General features: G+C 70.4%; 12 protein-coding genes. 10 read left to right on the top strand and 2 right to left on the bottom strand.

The genetic code is table 11. The features are described 5' to 3' along the window. The first annotated feature begins 210 nt into the window (after positions 1-210). Positions 211-477 (top strand): RNA-binding protein, encoded by a 267-nt coding sequence (locus QZ607_RS04480; protein ID WP_295880143.1) that lies wholly within the window; start codon positions 211-213, stop codon positions 475-477. A 75-nt stretch (positions 478-552) separates the two neighbouring features. Here the strand turns inward: QZ607_RS04480 and ubiD are convergent, their stop codons facing one another. Beyond that, the gene (ubiD, locus tag QZ607_RS04475; RefSeq protein ID WP_295880140.1) at positions 553-2,019 is read right to left on the bottom strand and encodes a 4-hydroxy-3-polyprenylbenzoate decarboxylase; all 1,467 of its coding nucleotides are present in this window, start codon (positions 2,017-2,019) and stop codon (positions 553-555) included. 428 nt (positions 2,020-2,447) lie between these two features. Here ubiD and QZ607_RS04470 point away from each other — a divergent pair, with 428 nt between their 5' ends. The 6 genes from QZ607_RS04470 (at position 2,448) to glk (ending at position 9,158) form a co-directional block, all read left to right on the top strand. Further along, positions 2,448-3,581, top strand: a complete 1,134-nt coding sequence (locus QZ607_RS04470) for a glycosyltransferase family 1 protein (protein ID WP_295880139.1) — start codon at positions 2,448-2,450, stop codon at positions 3,579-3,581. 95 nt (positions 3,582-3,676) lie between these two features. Continuing rightward, positions 3,677-5,020, top strand: coding sequence for a response regulator (locus QZ607_RS04465; RefSeq protein WP_295880137.1), 1,344 nt, complete (start codon positions 3,677-3,679; stop codon positions 5,018-5,020). 166 nt (positions 5,021-5,186) lie between these two features. Beyond that, complete coding sequence (locus QZ607_RS04460; protein WP_295880136.1) at positions 5,187-6,590, top strand: sigma-54 dependent transcriptional regulator; 1,404 nt, start codon at positions 5,187-5,189, stop codon at positions 6,588-6,590. 103 nt (positions 6,591-6,693) lie between these two features. Continuing rightward, a complete protein-coding gene (locus QZ607_RS04455) occupies positions 6,694-7,242 on the top strand; it encodes a hypothetical protein (protein WP_295880133.1) in 549 nt (182 codons plus the stop codon). A 191-nt stretch (positions 7,243-7,433) separates the two neighbouring features. After that, complete coding sequence (locus tag QZ607_RS04450; RefSeq protein WP_295880131.1) at positions 7,434-7,757, top strand: hypothetical protein; 324 nt, start codon at positions 7,434-7,436, stop codon at positions 7,755-7,757. 423 nt (positions 7,758-8,180) lie between these two features. Then, entirely contained in the window at positions 8,181-9,158 is a 978-nt protein-coding gene (glk, locus tag QZ607_RS04445) for a glucokinase (RefSeq protein ID WP_295880129.1), read from the top strand. Positions 9,159-9,206: 48 nt separating this feature from the next. Here the strand turns inward: glk and QZ607_RS04440 are convergent, their stop codons facing one another. Beyond that, positions 9,207-9,998 (bottom strand): FRG domain-containing protein, encoded by a 792-nt coding sequence (locus QZ607_RS04440; RefSeq protein WP_295880126.1) that lies wholly within the window; start codon positions 9,996-9,998, stop codon positions 9,207-9,209. Between the two features lie 320 nt (positions 9,999-10,318). Here QZ607_RS04440 and QZ607_RS04435 point away from each other — a divergent pair, with 320 nt between their 5' ends. The 3 genes from QZ607_RS04435 (at position 10,319) to QZ607_RS04425 (ending at position 17,473) form a co-directional block, all read left to right on the top strand. Then, positions 10,319-11,194, top strand: a complete 876-nt coding sequence (locus QZ607_RS04435) for an ion transporter (protein ID WP_295880123.1) — start codon at positions 10,319-10,321, stop codon at positions 11,192-11,194. Between the two features lie 53 nt (positions 11,195-11,247). Next, positions 11,248-13,038 carry an autotransporter assembly complex family protein gene (locus tag QZ607_RS04430; RefSeq protein ID WP_295880121.1) on the top strand — a complete coding sequence of 597 codons (1,791 nt, stop codon included), beginning with the start codon at positions 11,248-11,250 and terminating at the stop codon, positions 13,036-13,038. Between the two features lie 145 nt (positions 13,039-13,183). Then, the gene (locus tag QZ607_RS04425) at positions 13,184-17,473 is read left to right on the top strand and encodes a translocation/assembly module TamB domain-containing protein (protein WP_295880119.1); all 4,290 of its coding nucleotides are present in this window, start codon (positions 13,184-13,186) and stop codon (positions 17,471-17,473) included. The last annotated feature ends 56 nt before the right edge of the window (positions 17,474-17,529 follow it).

Below are 17,529 nucleotides of genomic sequence, written 5' to 3'. Positions count from 1 at the left end.
CGCCCCGCCGCCCCGCCGCAGATGTCCCGGTTCTCCGCAGCGCCGCCTGCACCTGAGCTGCCGCCCGCCGTGCCCGCGTGTCATCTCTGGCACCGTGCACCCTGCGCAGGCTGCGCCGCCCTGCTGTGGTCGTTTGTGGGTCGCCGATTTGTGCGTTGGTCGGCGGCCGTCTCAGCGCGGGCAATGCACGGGTCTTGTCGAGAAAGAGCGATGCGGATCTATGTAGGCAATCTGAAGTATGCGGTCACCGACGATCAGCTGCGCGAAATGTTCAGCGAGTTCGGCGAGGTGGCCAGCGCGGATGTCATCAAGGACAAGTTCTCCGGCCAGTCGAAGGGCTTCGGTTTCGTGGACATGCCCAATGACGCCGAGGCGGGGGACGCCATCCAGGCCCTGAACGACTCCATGCACGACGGGCGCAAGCTCACGGTCAACGAGGCCCGGCCGCGCACCGAGCGCCCGCCGCGGCGCTTCTAGCCGGACGGTCTGCGCCACCGCTCCCGGTGGGCAGCACGGCGCTTAAGGGCCGCTGCCCGCGTGTGCCGGTGGCGCTCAGTCGAGTCCCAGGCTCGGCCACAGGGCGTCCACCCGCGCCTTGACGGCCTCATCCATGCGGATGGGCTTGCCCCATTCGCGTGCGGTCTCACCCTGCCATTTGTTTGTGGCGTCGAAACCGGCCTTGGAGCCGAGCCCGGACACGGGAGAGGCGAAGTCCAGGTAGTCGATGGGCGTGTTCTCCACCATCACCGTGTCCCGCGCCGGGTCCATGCGCGTGGTCATGGCCCAGATCACGTCCCGCCAGTCGCGGGTGTTCACGTCCGCGTCCACGACGATGACGAACTTGGTGTACATGAACTGCCGCAGGAAGGACCACACGCCCATCATGACCCGCTTGGCGTGCCCCGGGTACTGCTTGTTCATGCTCACCACCGCCATGCGGTAGGAGCAGCCCTCGGGCGGCAGGTAGAAGTCCACGATCTCGGGGAACTGCTTCTGCAGGATGGGCACGAAGACCTCGTTCAGGGCCACGCCGAGGATGGCCGGCTCGTCCGGCGGCCGGCCCGTGTAGGTGCTGTGATAGATGGGGTCCGGGCGCTGGGTCATGCGCTCGATGGTGAGCACGGGGAAGTCGTCCACCTCGTTGTAATAGCCGGTGTGGTCGCCGAAGGGGCCTTCCGGGGCCGTGTCGCCCGGGTGGAGGTGCCCTTCGAGCACGATCTCGGCGCTCGCCGGCACCTGTAGATCGCTGCCCAGGCACTTTGCGAGCTCGGTGCGGCTGCCGCGGAGCAGGCCGGCGAAGGCGTACTCTGACAAGGTGTCCGGCACCGGGGTGACCGCGCCGAGGATGGTGGCGGGGTCCGCGCCCAGGGCGACGGCGACGGGGAAGGGCTCGCCTGGGTGGTGGCGCTGCCAGTCGCGGTAGTCCAGCGCCCCGCCGCGGTGCGCCAGCCAGCGCATGATGGCCCGGTTCGGGCCCAGCACCTGCATCCGGTAGATGCCGAGGTTCTGCCGCGTCTTCTCCGGGCCGCGTGTCACCACCAGGCCCCAGGTGATGAGCGGTGCGGCGTCGCCGGGCCAGCAGTGCTGCACGGGCAGCCGGCCCAGGTCCACGGCCTCCCCTTCGAGCACCTGTTCCTGACAAGGCGGGTTGCGGCGCACCTTGGGCGCCATGTCCAGCACCTTGCGGAAAATGGGCAGGCTCTCCAGCGCTGCCTTCATGCCCTTCGGCGGCTCCGGCTGTTTCAGAAAGGCGAGCAGCTTGCCGATCTCCCGCAGCGCGTCCACGGATTCCTCACCCATGCCCAGGGCGACCCGCCGCGGCGTGCCGAACAGATTGCCGAGCAGCGGCATGGACGCGCCTTTGGGCTGCTCGAACAACAGCGCCGGCCCGCCGGCGCGCAGGGTCCGGTCGCAGATCTCCGTGACCTCCAGATGGGGGTCCACGGGCACGCTGATGCGCTTGAGCTCGCCGCGGGCTTCGAGCTGCCCGATGAAGTCCCGCAGATCCCGATATTTCATGTCTTGTGATCCCCTGTCGCCGGTGGCTGCCTGTTGTGCGCGGCGGCGGACCGCTGCGCGCCCGAGCATGTGGTGGCCGCCGGGTGCGGCTTCGAGTGCCCCGGTGTCACCGTTTTGCCCAGGCCGCTGCGCCCGCGGGCGCCGCTTGTGCTCAGCTCTGGCTTCCGCCCGCCACGCTGTTGCAGCCTGCGTTGCAGATTGCAATACGCGCGGCCCCGGTCGGACGAACGGCACGTCGCGCTCCGGGTCGCGTCACCAAACTGTTAACCCAGGTGCAGTTTCGGGCCGATGCAGTGACTACAGTTCGCGATGAAAGGGCGCGCCCGAATCGGAAGTCGGTCCGTTGTTTGCATTCACAGGGCCAGCAGGCGGTTTCGCGAAGCGCGGCGCAGGACCTTCCAGCCACCGTCTCACAGCGCAGGGTTTCCATGAGCTCCGATCTGATCGTCGTCGCCGACCGCCGACCCTGGGCACCCAACGCTACCTTCCAGCTCATGTCCCGGCTCCTGCTGGACCGCCGGATCCTGTGGGTGGACGCGGATGCCTTCCGGCGTGACCGACTCGACTGCAGCGCTGTCCAGCCCCCGGGGAGTGCGGGCGGCCAAGCGTGTCATGCCGCACCCTTTCCGGTGCTCACTGCGGAAGACCTGGGCGCCGGCAGCCATCCCCTGGCGCGGCTCGTGAGCCCGCGACTGCTGGCGCGCCGTGTCGCCCGGGCGGCGCAGCGCCACGGCCTGCGCCGACCGCTGCTGTGGCTGGCGTCGCCCTGGGCGTCGTCCCTGCTCGACGATGACAATGACGGCCCGGTGATCTACCAGGCCGGCTGCACGCCCCCGCCAAGTCAGACGGCGCCGGCGCGCGAGCATGCTGCGCAGGAGGCCCGCATCCTGCGGCGGGCTGACCTGGTGCTGGTCCCCACACGCGATGCGGCGCGGGATCTCGACGCTGCGCGCGCCCGGCTGTTGCCGGCGGGCGTCGATCTGGAGCTCTTCTCGACGCCGGCGCAGCCCGCCCGTGATCTGCCGAGCGCCGGCCCGGTGGCGGGCTGTCACGGGTGCTTCGATGAGCGCTTCGATGCGGGCCTGCTGGCGGCCATCGCGCACCGGCTGCCGGATTGGCGCTTCATGCTGCTGGGGCCCGTGTACTGCGATCTGTCCGCCCTGCGCGGGCTGACCAATGTGCATGTGGCGGGCAGCCGGCCGCAGGATCAGCTGCCGCGTTACCTGCAGTTCTTTACTGCCTCGTTGCTGCTGCGCCGGCCCGATGCCCCGCCGGGGCAGGCGCCCGCCCTGCCCTTGCTGGAGACACTGGCCACCGGCTTGCCGACAGTGGTGGCCGGGGCGCTGAATCTCGGGGGCTTCGCCGATCTCGCCACCCGGGTGACGGGTGCCGACGCCGCCGCAGATGCCCTGCGCGCAGCGGCGGTAGAGCCTGCGGAGCGTCGGGCGCTGCGGCGTCTTCGGGTGCGGGGAGACGGCTGGGGTGCGCGCGCGGCGACGGTGAATCGCCTGCTGACGGAGCTCGAAACGGCCGCAATGCCGGCCGCCGCGGCGCGTTTCTGAGGCGACAGCGCCGGCGCCCGTGCCCGCACCCTGCGGGAGAGCGGCGGGCCTGTGCTAACCTGCTGGCTCTCCGGTGCTTTGCGCCGGCGGTGCCCATGCCTGCAAACAACACCTTTCTCCTGCGCCTGGTCCTCATCGAGTGCCTGCTCCTGGTCGCCCTGGCGGTCCTCGGCCCGCAGGTGCTGGGTGACGCCGCCGCCGGCCCGGCCCTCGCGTGGCTGCTCGCACTCATCGTCGCCGCGCTGCTCGCGATGGTGACGGCGGCGCTCGCGTGGCGGCGGTGGCGCGCTCTTGAGCGACTCGTCACAAAGGTCGAGCGCGCCGCGGATGCCCTCACGCGCGAGCGCCCGGGTATGGCGTTGCCCGCGGTGGGCGACCCGTTGACCGACCGTCTGATCGTCGCCTTCAATGGCATGGTCCGACGCTTGGCGGAGCACCCATCTGCGCCGTCCGGCGCCTCGGCGGATGCGAAGCCGCGCACCGCGGCGACGACCGAGCGCGACGCGCGCCCGCGGCATCTGCCGGAACCGGCCGACGACGACCTCGCGGACCGCGTCGCCCGCTGTGCCGCCGGCGCGCTGCCGGTGCTGCTGGCTGAGGACAGCCGCCCGAACCAGCTGGTGGCGACGACGCTTCTGGCGAAGGTGGGCTTGCGCGTGGACGTGGTGGAGAACGGCCTCCAGGCCGTGGCCGCCGTCAGCCGACGCAACTACGCTCTGGTGCTGATGGATCTGGCGATGCCGGATATGGACGGCATCGAGGCCACCGGCTGCATCCGTTCCCTGCCGGGCAAGCGTGGGCGTGTGCCCATCGTGGCCATGACCGCGAACGCCTTCGACGAGGACCGCCAGCGCTGCCTGGATGCGGGCATGGACGGCTACCTGAGCAAGCCCATCGACCGCCAGGCGCTGTTCGCGGCCCTGCTCCGATGGGTGGACAGCCGGGAGACGGGGTCGGCATCGGCAGCGGGCGCTCCGGCTGCGGCGGTACAGTCGGCCCAGCCGCAGCCGGTGGCCGCTGCGGCCGGGCACATCGATCCGGCGCTGGCGCAGGACGGCTTGCCCGTGCTGGACGAGCAGGTGGCGGGCGCGCTGGCAAGGGACCTCACCGATGCCCTGATGCCGGAGGTGGTGGCCACATTCATTGCGGAGGTGCGCGAGCGCATCGCCGCCGTTCAGCAGGCTGCCGCTGCGGGGGACAGCGCCCGCGCCGGCCAGCAGGCCCACGCGCTCAAGGGCAGTGCGGCGACCTTCGGCGCCACCGCACTGCAGGCGCGGGCGCTCAGCATCGAGCAGGCGGGCCGCGCCGGCAGCCTCGAGGCGGTGCGCGCGCAGGTCAACGGGCTCGGTGCCTGCGGCGAGGCCGTGATCGCGTTGCTGGCGGTGCGCTGGGGCGGCGCGGGCCGCGGGCAGCGCGGGCACGGCGGCGTCCCCTGTTAGCCCGAATCAGCCCGAGCGGCCATCGGCGCAGCTCGGGGTTATCATATCGGGCATTCCGCGCGCTGTCGGAACTGGGGCGAGCCTTGATGGCTGGACGGGCACCGTGCCCGGGCTGCCCCGTCCCCGGCGGCGGCGTGCCGGGCTGACTCACAGGAGCCGGATGTCGATGGCGAGCGAACCTGCTGCGGTGCTGATCGTCGAGGACAGCATGAGTCTCGGCAGCGTGTACCGGGCCTATCTGCGCAACGAGCCCTATGCGGTGAGCCATGTGCCGGACGGGGCAAGCGCCATGGCGCGCCTCGGCCGCGAGCCGCCGGACGCGCTGCTGCTGGACCTGCAGCTGCCGGACATGGACGGCATGGACATTCTGCGCCACATCCACGAGCACCGGATGCCCATCGCCGTGGTCATCATCACCGGGCACGGCTCCGTGGACAAGGCCGTGGATGCCATGCGCTACGGCGCCTTCGATTTCGTCGAGAAGCCGGTCTCCTCCGAGCGGCTCATCGTCACCCTGCGCAACGCCGTCGAGAAGGTGCGCATGCGCGACTTCGTGGACCGGCTCGCCGACGACTTCCGGCGCGAGGGCTACCACGGCTTCCTCGGCAGCTCCCTGCCCATGCAGGCGGTGTACCGCATCATCGACAGCGCCGCACCGAGCCGCGCCACGGTGTTCATCACCGGCGAGAGCGGCAGCGGCAAGGAGGTCTGTGCCGAGGCCATCCACCGCCGCAGCGACCGTGCCGACAGGCCCTTCGTCGCCATCAACTGCGCCGCCATCCCGCGCGACCTCATGGAGAGCGAGATCTTCGGTCACGTCAAAGGCGCCTTCACCGGTGCCGTGCGCGACCGCGCCGGCGCCGCGCGTCAGGCCGACGGCGGCACGCTGTTCCTGGACGAGATTGCGGAGATGGACCTGGACCTGCAGACCAAGCTGCTGCGCTTCGTGCAGACCGGCAGCTTCCAGCCCGTGGGTGCCTCCAGCATGGAGCAGGTGGACGTGCGCTTCGTCTGCGCCACCAATCGCGACCCGCTGGCGGAGGTGGCCGCCGGGCGCTTTCGCGAAGACCTGTTCTACCGCCTGCACGTGATCCCCATTCAGCTGACACCGCTGCGTAAGCGCGAGGGTGACATCCTGGAGCTGGCCAACGCCTTCCTGCGCCGCTACGCGGCAGAGGAGGGCAAGCAGCTCGCAGCCTTCGACGCCGACGTGGAGGCGATCTTCCTCGCCTACCCCTGGCCCGGCAACGTGCGCCAGCTGCAAAACGTCATCCAGAACGTCGTGGTGCTCTACGACGGCGAGCGCGTGACCCGTGCCATGCTGCCGCCGCCGCTGGACACCCTCGAGCCCGGCGCCGGGCCAGGCCCGGCGATCCGCCGCCCGCCGCCCGCCGGTCCGGCAGTTCATGCCGATGCCGCCCCCATTCGCCCGCTCAAGGACCTTGAGCGCGAGGCCATCGAGCAGGCCATCGCCCACTTCAACGACAACATCCCGCAGGCCGCCGCCGCCCTCGGCGTGAGCCCGTCCACCATCTACCGCAAGCGCCAGACCTGGGACCGCCACGAGTAAGGGCAGGTGCCGCCCGGGCGGTCGGCGGGTCTCGGCGGGCGGCAGCGCGCGGCGGGCACAGTGTATGCTCCCCGCATGGACAACCCCGCAATCGGACAGCGTCATGTCGCCTGCCACCAACCCTGAGCCCGTGCCGGCACGGCGTGCGGACCCGCGGTCCGCACTGCTCTGGGTGGCCGTGGCCCTGCTGCTCGCCGCCGTCATCGGCGTGGCCCTCCACAGGGCCTGGCCGCTGCTGTTCCCCGAGATCAGCGCGCGTGCGCCGTTGGACATGGGCTGCGACCTCCGCACGTCCGCCTGCGGCGTGAGCTTCGCCGACGGCGGCAGCGTGCAGCTCGACATCCGCCCCCGGGGCATGCCCACCGCAGAACCGCTCGATGTGGCGGTGCGCCTCGCCGACCTGCCGCCGCCCGCCCGTGTCGAGCTGGACTTCGCCGGCATCGATATGGACATGGGCTACAACCGCGTCCCCCTGTCACCCGTGCCTGATGCGTCAGGCGTCTACACCGGCACCGGCATGCTCCCGGTCTGTCTGGTGGAGCGCATGGCGTGGGAGGCCCGGGTGCTGCTGCACTTCGAAGACCGCACCCTGGCCGCACCCTTCCGCTTCGAGACGAGGCGTCGCGGCGAGCCCGCCGGCCCGGCACGGTGAGGGCGTGGAACTGTGTCCGAGAGACAAACAGCGAGGCCCACCTCGACCTTCGACGCACTCGTGGAATATGAGAATATTCCAATATTGACGGGCGTCAAAACGCCGCGTCAGGCAGTTGCCCTAAGCTGACGCCGGGCCGCGCCTGACGGCCGGTTCCGTCCAACGACAGTGTCCAGAACGGAGGTCAACAAATGCTCGCCAAGAAGCGTCTCCTGCTTGCCGCCGGCCTCGCCGGCGCCACCTTGTTCGCCGCCGGCTCCGCCAACGCCTTCTGGGGGCCGTTCAACCCCTGGAACTGGGGTAATGGCTGGGGGCCGGGCTGGGGTAACGGTTGGGGCAGCCCCTGGTACGGTCCGGGCTATGGCTATGGCTACCCGGGCTACTGGGGTGGTTATCCGGGCTACTGGGGTGGCTATCCCCATGCCTATGGCGCCGCGCCATACGCCTACGGCTACCCCGGCTATGCCTGGCTCGCGCCCGCCGCGCCTGCTGCCGGCAGTGAGTCCTCGCAGTAAGCCCCGACCCAAGGCCGGCCTTGATCATATGGTCGATCACCCTGGCCGCGGACTGCGTGGTCAGGCCATCCTGGCCTGACATCATCAGGGCTGGAAGCCCTGACGACGCAGGGCAGCTCCGCGCACGGTCGCAATCGTGATCAAGGCCGCGCCGCCCGGTGGGCGCTGCACCCGGCGCCTGCCGGGCACTCTTTTCCACCCGATCCCGATCCCGTTTCGCGCTCCGGCCTCCGGGGCGCGGACGGCTCCCCGGCGCTTGCTGCTTGCCGCCGGCTGTTATGATTCCGCGCCTCAGAGACTGTGAAAGCCATCCGTAACCCCGGTCGAAGCGCGTAGGCTGTCGATTGGGTCAGCGCAGCGTGAGCCGACGTGCGCGCAGCGCTCTCACGGTCTCCCCAGACTTGTCGGCGGCGGGAGAGACAGATGCGCGTACTGGTGGGGGACATCGGCGGCACCAAGACCGGGCTCGCCGTGGCGGAGGTGGCCGGGGATGCGGTGCGCTTGTCGCACGCTGCCCGCTATCCCAGCCGTGACTACGGTGACCTGACGGCCCTGGTGCGCCGCTATCTGGATGACACCGGTGTGCAGTGCGACGCCGGCAGCTTCGCGGTGGCGGGGCCGGTGGTGGACGGCCGCAGCCGCACCACCAACCTGCCCTGGAGCCTGGATGCGGCCGAGCTGGCGCAGGGACTCGGCTTCCAGCAGGCGTTTCTGCTCAATGACCTGGAGGCGGTCGCCTGGGGCGTGCCGGCGCTGGCGCCGGACGATCTCGCCGAGATCCAGGCGGGGGAGCCGGGCGGCGTCGGCAACGCCTGCGTGGTGGCGGCTGGCACGGGCCTGGGCGAGGCGGGCCTGTTCTGGGACGGCCAGTGCCATCATGCCTTCGCCACGGAGGGCGGGCATACGGACTTCGCGCCGGCGGACGAACGGGAGTTTGCGCTGCTGGGCCACCTTCAGCAGCGCTTCGGCCGGGTGAGCTGGGAGCGGGTGGTGTCCGGCATGGGCATCGCCAATGTCTATGACTTCCTCGTCGCCTGGCACCGGGCGGAGGAGCACCCGCCGGCGGTGGCAGCGGCGCTCGCGGGCAACGGCGATGTGGGCGCCGCGGTGGCGCAGTGTGCGGCGGAGGGCCTGCATCCCTGCACGGAGGCGATGGAGCTCTTCGCCCGACTCTACGGCCGCGAGGCGGGCAACATGGCACTCAAGCTGCTGGCCCTGGGCGGGGTCTATCTGGGCGGCGGCATTGCGCCCAAGAACCTTGACCTGCTGCGCGCGGGCGGCTTTCTGGAGGGGTTCCTGGACAAGGGCCGGATGCGCGGGCTCATGGAACGGATGCCGGTGCAGGTGATCCTGAGCCAGCAGGTGCCGTTGCTCGGCGCGGCACGCTTTGTTGGACGTTGAGTGACGAGCATCCACGCCGGCCAGCCCCCAGCCCTCAGCCCTCAGCCCTCAGCCCTGATCCTTAGGACTGTAATGCCGCTTCAGCCAGGCCGTGAGGCCTTCGAGGCCGGGGAACAGCACCCGCTCGGTGACGTTGGACTGGTCGAGCTTGTCGCGGATCTCCCACTTGAGGCCCGCGGGAATCACGATCTTGCGGGCGAGGCCCGGATGGTCGGCAAACCAGTCGTCCAGCGCCAGGCGCGGGTCGGACATGACGGAGAAGAAGGCGAACTGGTTGACGATGCGGTCGTCGATGGACGGCGGCTCGAAGAACAGTGCAAAGGGCCGGGCGCAGGCGGCGTCCAGCTCCTCGAGCGACTTGACGGTCTCTGAGAGCATCTCGACCGTGAAGACGTTGGCGCCCTCGCGGGCGAGGCGGGCCGCCAGCACGTCCGGCACCAGCTCGTGGGTGCGCAGGTAGTTGGCGCCCCAGACGGCGCCGTCACGGTCGAACTGCTCGATGTTGGCGGTGGCGAAGTGCAGCGCGGCGAAGGGCGAGTAGGTCCAGTCCATGAGCCGCGTCGGCAGGCCGTAGTGCTGGGCCACCGAAAGCCAGTGCCACACGGAGTCCCGCTCCACCACCCGGCGATGGGCGTACTTGCGGAAGTTGCGCAGCAGATGGTGCTCCAGCGCTGCATAATCGCCGCCGAGCCGGCACAGGGTGGTCTCAAGCGGGTAGTCGGCGTCCGACAGCCCGCGGAAGGCGTAGCGGGAGCGATAGCGGCCCAGCTCCGGAATCCAGGCCTCGGCGAACAGGGCGTCCTGGAGGTCGTTCCAGCTTTCGATGCGGGTTTCGTCCATTCTTCCTGCCTGATCATGGCGGCCGAATCCCGCGAGCGTAACTTGGTTCTGTGACGGTGTTGCGACGCCGGGCGTGGAGTACGAAGTAACAGACACACCTGATGTGTATCCTCGGTGTTGCACCGCGGGGAGCTGGCGCTGGTGCCGAGCAGAAGGCGAAACGCAAATACGAAGTAACAGGCGGACTTCAGCCGGTAGGACGGATAAGCGAAGCGCATCCAACAGGCCAGGGGGGCGGATGCGCTTCGCTTGTCCGCCCTAGGGCTGCGACATCACGCAGTCCAAGCACGCCCGCAAACCCTCACACGGAGCCTGAGTCAATGCCCTCCCGCGAGCGCATCGGCACCTGGATCGAATCCGCGCCGGTCCAGCGCATCATCATCGCCGTCATCATCGTCAACGCCGTCACCCTTGGGCTGGAGACCGCGGATGCCCTGATGGCGACCTTGGGCGGGCTGCTGAAGGCGCTGGACCGGGCCGCGCTGGCGGTGTTCGTGGTGGAGATCGGCCTCAAGCTCTATGCCTTCGGCTGGCGCTTCTTCCGCGGCGCCTGGAATGTGTTCGACTTCGCCGTGGTGGCCATCGCCCTGGTGCCGGCGAGCGGGCCGCTGGCGGTGCTGCGGGCCCTGCGGGTGCTGCGGGTGCTGCGGCTCGTGTCCACGGTGCCGCGGCTGCGCTTCGTGGTGGAGGCGCTGCTGGCGGCGGTGCCGGGCATCACCTCCATCGCCGGGCTGATGCTGCTCCTGTTCTATGTCTTTGCGGTGATGTCCACCAGCCTGTTCGGCGCGCGTTTTCCGGAATGGTTCGGCAGCATCGGTGCGTCCATGTACACCCTGTTCCAGATCATGACCCTGGAGAGCTGGTCGATGGGCATCGTGCGCCCGGTGATGGACGCCTACCCCGCCGCCTGGGCCTTTTTCGTGCCCTTCATCCTCATCGCCACCTTCACCATGCTGAACCTCTTCATCGGCATCATCGTGGACACCATGCAGACCATGCACGAGGCCGACCACGCCGCCGAGCGGCGCGAGATGGAGGGGGCCATGCATGACGACACGGACCGGGTGCTGGCGGAGGTGCGGCACCTGCGGCAGGAGGTGGCGGGCCTGCGCGCGGCGCTTCAGGCCGCCGCCGGCGCCGGGGGCGATACTCAGGGATCGGGCGGACGGCCGGCGGAAGAACGTACAAAAAGCTGATATTCGCGTGCAAAAGATTTGCATATTAACTTGAATTTACTAGTATCTGTGCTATGACCCCGCTCGCCTCACAGCGCCGCTGCCTCTCTTGCCGCCGGCACTGTCGGGCGGCGCTGGCTCTGTGGTGTGCGCTGCTGCTGGCGGCGCCGGCGGCTCCTGCGCTGACCCTGAAGGTCAATGTGGAGGGTCTGGAAGGCCAGGAAGAGAAAAACGTCCTGGCGCTGCTCGGCCTCTATCAGGAGCAGCAGGACAGCGAGCTGACGGTGCCGCGCCTCATCGCTCTGTACCGTCGTGCGCCGGAGCAGATCCGCGAGGCGCTGGCCCCCTTCGGCCTCTACCGGGTGGAGATCGAGGAGGAGCTCACCCGGCCCGATGATCCGGACGGCCGCTGGGTGGCGAGCTTCCGCATCGACCCGGGCGAGCCCGTCAAGATCGCCACCGTGGACTACCGCGTCACGGGCGCGGGCGCCGATGACCCGGCCTTCCCGGAGGCCTTTCCCATGCAGCCGGGCGACGTGCTGCTGCACGCCGACTACGACAAGGCCAAGGGCGAGATCACGGCCATCGCCTCCGAGCAGGGCTATCTCGACGCGCAGCTCGCGCGCCATGTGGTGCTTATCGACCCGGTGGCCTACACCGCCCACATCGAGTTTCACCTGGACACCGGCCCGCGCTGGTACTTCGGGCAGGTGAGCTTCCAGCAGGACCTGCTTGCTGACGATTACCTGCGCAAGTTCGTGGACTTCGCGCCGGGCGATGTCTACGACCCGGACCAGCTCCTGGGGCTGCAGGGCAAGCTCATCGGCATGGAGTACTACAGCAACGTCGAGATCGTGCCGCTCAAGGACCAGGCGGGCCCCGACCGGCAGGTGCCCATCCGCGTGCAGGCGCAGCGCAACAAGGCCAACAAGTACCGGGTGGGTCTCGGCTATGCCACCGACATCGGTCCACGCTTCAGCCTCGACTACCGGCGCCGCTACATCGGCCGCCGCGGGCACAAGCTCAAGTCGGAGATCGAGATTGCGCCTGTGACCCAGTCCTTCGTCACCGAGTATCGGATCCCGTTCCGGGACCCGGTATCCGACTATGTGCAGCTGCGCACGGAGGTCTACTCCTTCGACACAGCGAGCCGGCAGGGCACGCTGTTCGAGCTGAGTGCGCTCCAATCGGTGGTGACCGCCGGCGGCTGGCGCCGCAACCTGGGCGTCGACTACCGCTACGAGGACTACGAAGTCATCGAGGACGACAGCGACAGCTTCACCGGCCTGGTGCCGCATGCCTCCTGGTCGCGGGTGGTGGCGGACGACCCCATCAACACCAAAAACGGCTACCGGCTGAAGCTCCTGCTGGAGGGCACGGCGCGCAATGTGCTGTCCGAGACCAGCTATCTCAGCGGCAGCGTCAACTACAAGGGCATCAAGTCCCTGGGCGCCGGCAACCGCTTCATCGGCCGGGCCAACCTGGGTGCCACCTGGGCTGCGACGCTCACGGACGTGCCGGCGAGCCAACGCTTTTTCGCCGGCGGCGACAACAGCATCCGCGGCTGGGGGCTGGATGCCCTGGGCCCCGTGGACCCGGAAACGGATCAGGTGGTGGGCGGGCGCTACCTTGCGGTCGGCAGCCTGGAATACCAGCGCAAGATCAAGGGGCCCTGGAGTGGCGTGGTGTTCACGGATTTCGGCAACGCCTTCGATCCGGACTACGACGCGGACTGGGAACAGAGCGCGGGCCTGGGTCTGCGCTTCTCGACGCCCATCGGGCCGGTACGGGTGGATGTCGCCTACGCCATCACCAAAGACCCCGCGGGTTTCAGGCTGCACCTCGGCCTGGGCCCGGATCTTTAGCGGGCGGCTGCACGCCCCCAGGCCGAGCGGCCGCCGCGGCCGTTGAGAAAGCAGGAATCGAGACGCCCCAGCGTTGGGTCCTTTGCGATGCTGGGCCATGCTGGCCGGTGCCTCGGCAGCTCCCAAACAACCAACCGGACTCACCATGCCCAAGCGCACCGCCGGCCACTCCCTCATCGGCTTCCCGCTGCTCGGGCTGCTGTTGCGCCTGGTGGGCCTACTGCTGCTCGTCGCCGTGCTGGTTTCGGGCTTTGTGCTCGGCACCCAGACCGGGCTGCGGATGGCGGTGGCCCTGGCCGAGGAGCTGGCCCCGGAGCGGGTCAGCGTCGGTCCGGTGGACGGGCGGGTGCTCGGGGAGCTGACCATCGGCGACCTGACACTGGACCTGCCTGGGCTCGGCCTCGGGCTCGGCCGGCTGCACCTGGACTGGCAGCCGGGCGCTCTGCTGACGGGCCGGCTGCGGGTGCGGGACCTGAGCGTCAGCGACGTCCATGTGGTGACGGCGCCCGCGTCGGCGGAGAAGCCGCCGGCGGAGCCCTTCCAGCTGCCGGAAATCCGTCTGCCCATCGCCGTGGACATCGACCGGGTGCTGGTGGAGCGCCTGAGCTTGCGCCAGGCGGGGGCGCCGGACACCGCCGCCATTCGCGTCACCCGCGCCGAGCTGTCGGCCACCGCGGACGGCGACCGTGTGGACCTGCGCCGGCTCAGCGCCGACCTGGCGCAGCCCGAGGCCGGTGCCGAGGCCGCGGGGAGCGCCCGGCTCACCGGTGACTATCCGCTGGACCTGACGCTCGACTGGCACTTCCGGCAGCCACCGGCGCTGACGCTCACCGGCCGCGGCACGGTGACGGGGACGCTGGCGGAACTGGAGGTGGAGCACCAGCTCACGGGCGCCGCGGAGGCGACGCTCACGGCGACCCTGCGCGAGGTGCTGACGGCGCCGGCCTGGCAGGGCGATCTGACCGTAACGCGCGTGGATCTGCCGGCCCTGGTGCCGGACGCGCCTGCGGTGGACCTGAAGGCGCAGCTCGCCACCGCGGGCGACCTGGAGCGCGCCACGCTGACGGGCACCCTCAACGGCGTTGCACCGGATCTGCCGGAGCTGGGCGAGCTGAGCGCCGCGCTGGACCTGACCTGGGCCGAGCAGCGCCTGACGCTCGGGGCGGTGCGCCTCGACGAGACCGCCTCCGGGGCCAGACTCGACCTCAGCGGCCATGCCGATCTCGCCGGCAGCGTGCCGGCCTTTGCGCTGCAGGGCGACTGGGAGCGCCTGCGCTGGCCGCTCACCGGCGACGTGCTGGTGGCGGCGCCGCAAGGCGAGGTCGCGGTGGCCGGCGACCTGGACGCCTTCGACTACCAGCTGAGCGCCGAGGTGTCCGGGGCCGACCTGCCCGCGGCGGCACTGACGCTCGCCGGCAGCGGCAGCGCCGAGGACACGCGCATCGACACACTGCTCCTCGAGACCCTGGGCGGGCGCATCGAGGCCAAGGGCAGCGCCGCCTGGGCGCCGGCGGTCACCTGGGACCTGGCCGTCACCGCGGCGGACATCGACCCGGGGCTTCAGGTGCCGGGTCTGGACGGCAAGGTGGCGCTGAAGGCGGACTCCCAGGGCGGACTCGATGACGGCTACCGCTTCGGTGCCAACGTCACTGCCGCACTGGAGGCCTACCCGGGCGTCGTCGTCAACGTCGCCGGCAACGGCGATCTGCAACAGGTGCAGCTCGGCACGCTGACGCTGGAGACCCTCGGCGGGCTGGTGGAGGGCGGCGGCGAGCTGGCCTGGGCACCGGCCCTGCGCTGGAACCTTGCGCTGCGCGCCGACGACCTGGACCCGGGGCAGCAGTACCCGGGGCTCGACGGCCGCGTCGGCTTTGCGCTCGACAGCACCGGCGGCCTGGCGGACGGCTTCGACTTCGGCCTTCAGGGCAGCGCCGCGCTCAGCGCCTATCCGCCCGCCGTCGTCGACCTGCGCGGCACCGGCACCGGCGAGGCGGCGGAGATCGCAACCCTGGACATCCAGGTGCTGGACGGGCGCATCACCGGCGACGGCCGCGTGGCCTGGGCGCCGGCGGTGGAATGGAATGCGGCCCTGACCCTGACGGAGCTGGACCCGGGCAGCCTGCTCGCGGACTGGCCCGGGCGCATCGGCGGCGGCCTCGAGAGCAGCGGGCGCCTCACGCCCGACGGGCCGGACCTCACCGCCCGCATCAACGAGGTGAGCGGCACCCTGCGCGGCTATCCGGTGCGCCTCGCCGCGGAGGTCGGCATGCGCGGCGAGGCGATCGAGCTGCGCAACCTCACCGCCGGCTCCGGGAGCACGCGGCTCACCGCCGGCGGCGGCGTCACCGGCGAGCAGCTGGACCTGCGCTTCGACCTCGCCTCGCCGGACCTGGCGGCGCTGCTGCCGGGCGCCGCGGGCAGCCTGGACCTGGCCGGTGCGGTCACGGGCACCGTCGAAGCCCCGCGCGTGCGTGTGGACCTGGAAGGCCGGGATGCGGAGCTGAACGGGCAGGGCATCGCCGCGATCACCGCCAGCGCCGATGTGGGGCTTAAGCCCGGCGACGACTTCGACATCGACCTCAGCGGCCGGGACCTCATCGCCGGTGGGCAGCGCTTCGAGACCTTATCGGTGCAGGGCAGCGGGCGCATGGACCAGCACCGGTTGCGTGCCGCGGCCACGGGCGATCTCATGGCGCTGGAGGCGGCACTGAGCGGTGGGCTCGGTGCCGACGGCGCCTATGCCGGCAGCCTCGGCAGGCTTCAGCTCGCGAGCCAGGCCTTCGGCACCTGGGACCTGACGCGCCCGGCGCCCCTCGCCGTCGGCGCCGGTGCCGTGCAGCTGGGGCCGCTGTGCCTCGGCGACGGCCAGGGCTCCGGCGGCTGTGTCGGCTTCGAGCAGCCGCAGCCGGGCCGCTTCGAGGTGTCCCTGGACGTGGACCGCATCGATTTCGGCATCCTGAACCCGCTGCTGCCGGAGCTGTTGGTGATGCAGGGCCATGTCAGCGCCGACGGCCGCTTCCGCGGCGAGGGCAACCGACTTGCCGGCAGCGCACGGGTGGCGGTGCCCACCGGCGAGGTGACCATGGCCCTCGGCGACGCGGGCGAGGAGACGGGCCGGGACGTGCTCGTGTTCTCGGGCACGCGGCTCGATATCACGGCGGGTGACGCCGGCCTGGATGCGCGGCTGGACCTGTCCGTCGCCGAGCTGGGCGGGGTGCGCGCCGCGCTGTCGCTGCCGGGCTTCCGGCTGGACAGCGGCGCCGCGCAGCCGCTGCGCGGGGACGTCCGCATCGGCCTCGACGGCCTTGGGCGCGTGTCGAACCTGCTGCCGGACGTCACCAATGTGCGCGGCAACATCGACGGCGATCTGCGCCTTGCGGGCAGCCTGGGTGCACCGGACATCGGCGGCGAGCTGCGCGTGCGCGGGCTCGCCCTGGAAGTGCCGCTGTACGGCTTCGCCCTCAGCGATGCGGATTTCACCGCCGTGAGCCGCACGGCCACGGCGCTCGAGCTGAGCGGCGGTGCGCAGATGGGCGACGGCCGCATGACCCTGTCGGGCGACGTGGACCTGGGCGGTGCGGCGCCGGCGGGGACCATCAATATCCGCGGCGACGATCTGACGGTGGCCGACAGCAGCGAATACTTCGCACTGCTGTCCATGGACATGACCATCGGTGTCGGCGCCGCCGGGGCCGCCGTGCGCGGCGAGGTGACCATACCGGAGGCACGTATCAAGCCGCGCACCGTGCCCACGGGCACCGTGCAGCCCTCGCCCGATGTGGTGATGGAAGCGCCCGCCGAGGACGCTGCCGGCGCACCGCTCAGCATCGACCTGGTGGCAAAGCTCGGCGAGGCGGTCACCGTGGACGCCTTCGGCCTGCGCGGGCGCCTGCGTGGCGAGCTGCGGGTGCTGAAGGCGCCGCAGGGCGAGATTCTCGGCGATGGGCAGCTGTCGATCGTCGACGGCACCTATCGGGTGACCCTGCCCACGCTTGGCGTCATGACCGCCATCGGCCGGCCGCTCACCATCGAGCAGGGCTTCGTCGTCTACGCCAAGACCCCCATCGGCAATCCGGGGCTGATCCTGAACGCACAGCGCGAGGGCGGCGACATCACCGCCGGCGTGCGGGTGCTCGGCACCCTGCGCAACCCGAAGCTCGCCTTCTTCTCCGAGTCCGATCCGAACCTGACCCAGTCGGAGGTGACGCAGTACCTGGTGACGGGCATCCCGCCGAAGCGCGATGCCGCGGAGGACTCCCGGGCGGTGGCCGTCGGCACTTACGTCGCCCCCAAGCTCTACATGGAGTACGAAACCGCCGGCCGCGACACCCAGGACAGCGTCAAGATGCGCTACGACCTGTCGAATAACATCGAGCTGCAGACCGAGACCGGAGAGAGCCAGGGAGCGGACATCTTCTTCAAGTTCGAGAACTGAAAGCCGGGTCCGATCTGCCGCCCATCACTGGGAAACGTGTCAGAAGCAACGCCAAC

The sequence above is a fragment of the uncultured Thiohalocapsa sp. genome (assembly GCF_913063425.1).
In the GTDB taxonomy this organism is placed as follows: Bacteria; Pseudomonadota; Gammaproteobacteria; order Chromatiales; family Chromatiaceae; genus Thiohalocapsa.
Note: the sequence above shows the minus strand (reverse complement) of the source record. Positions and strands in the feature narration are given on the sequence as shown.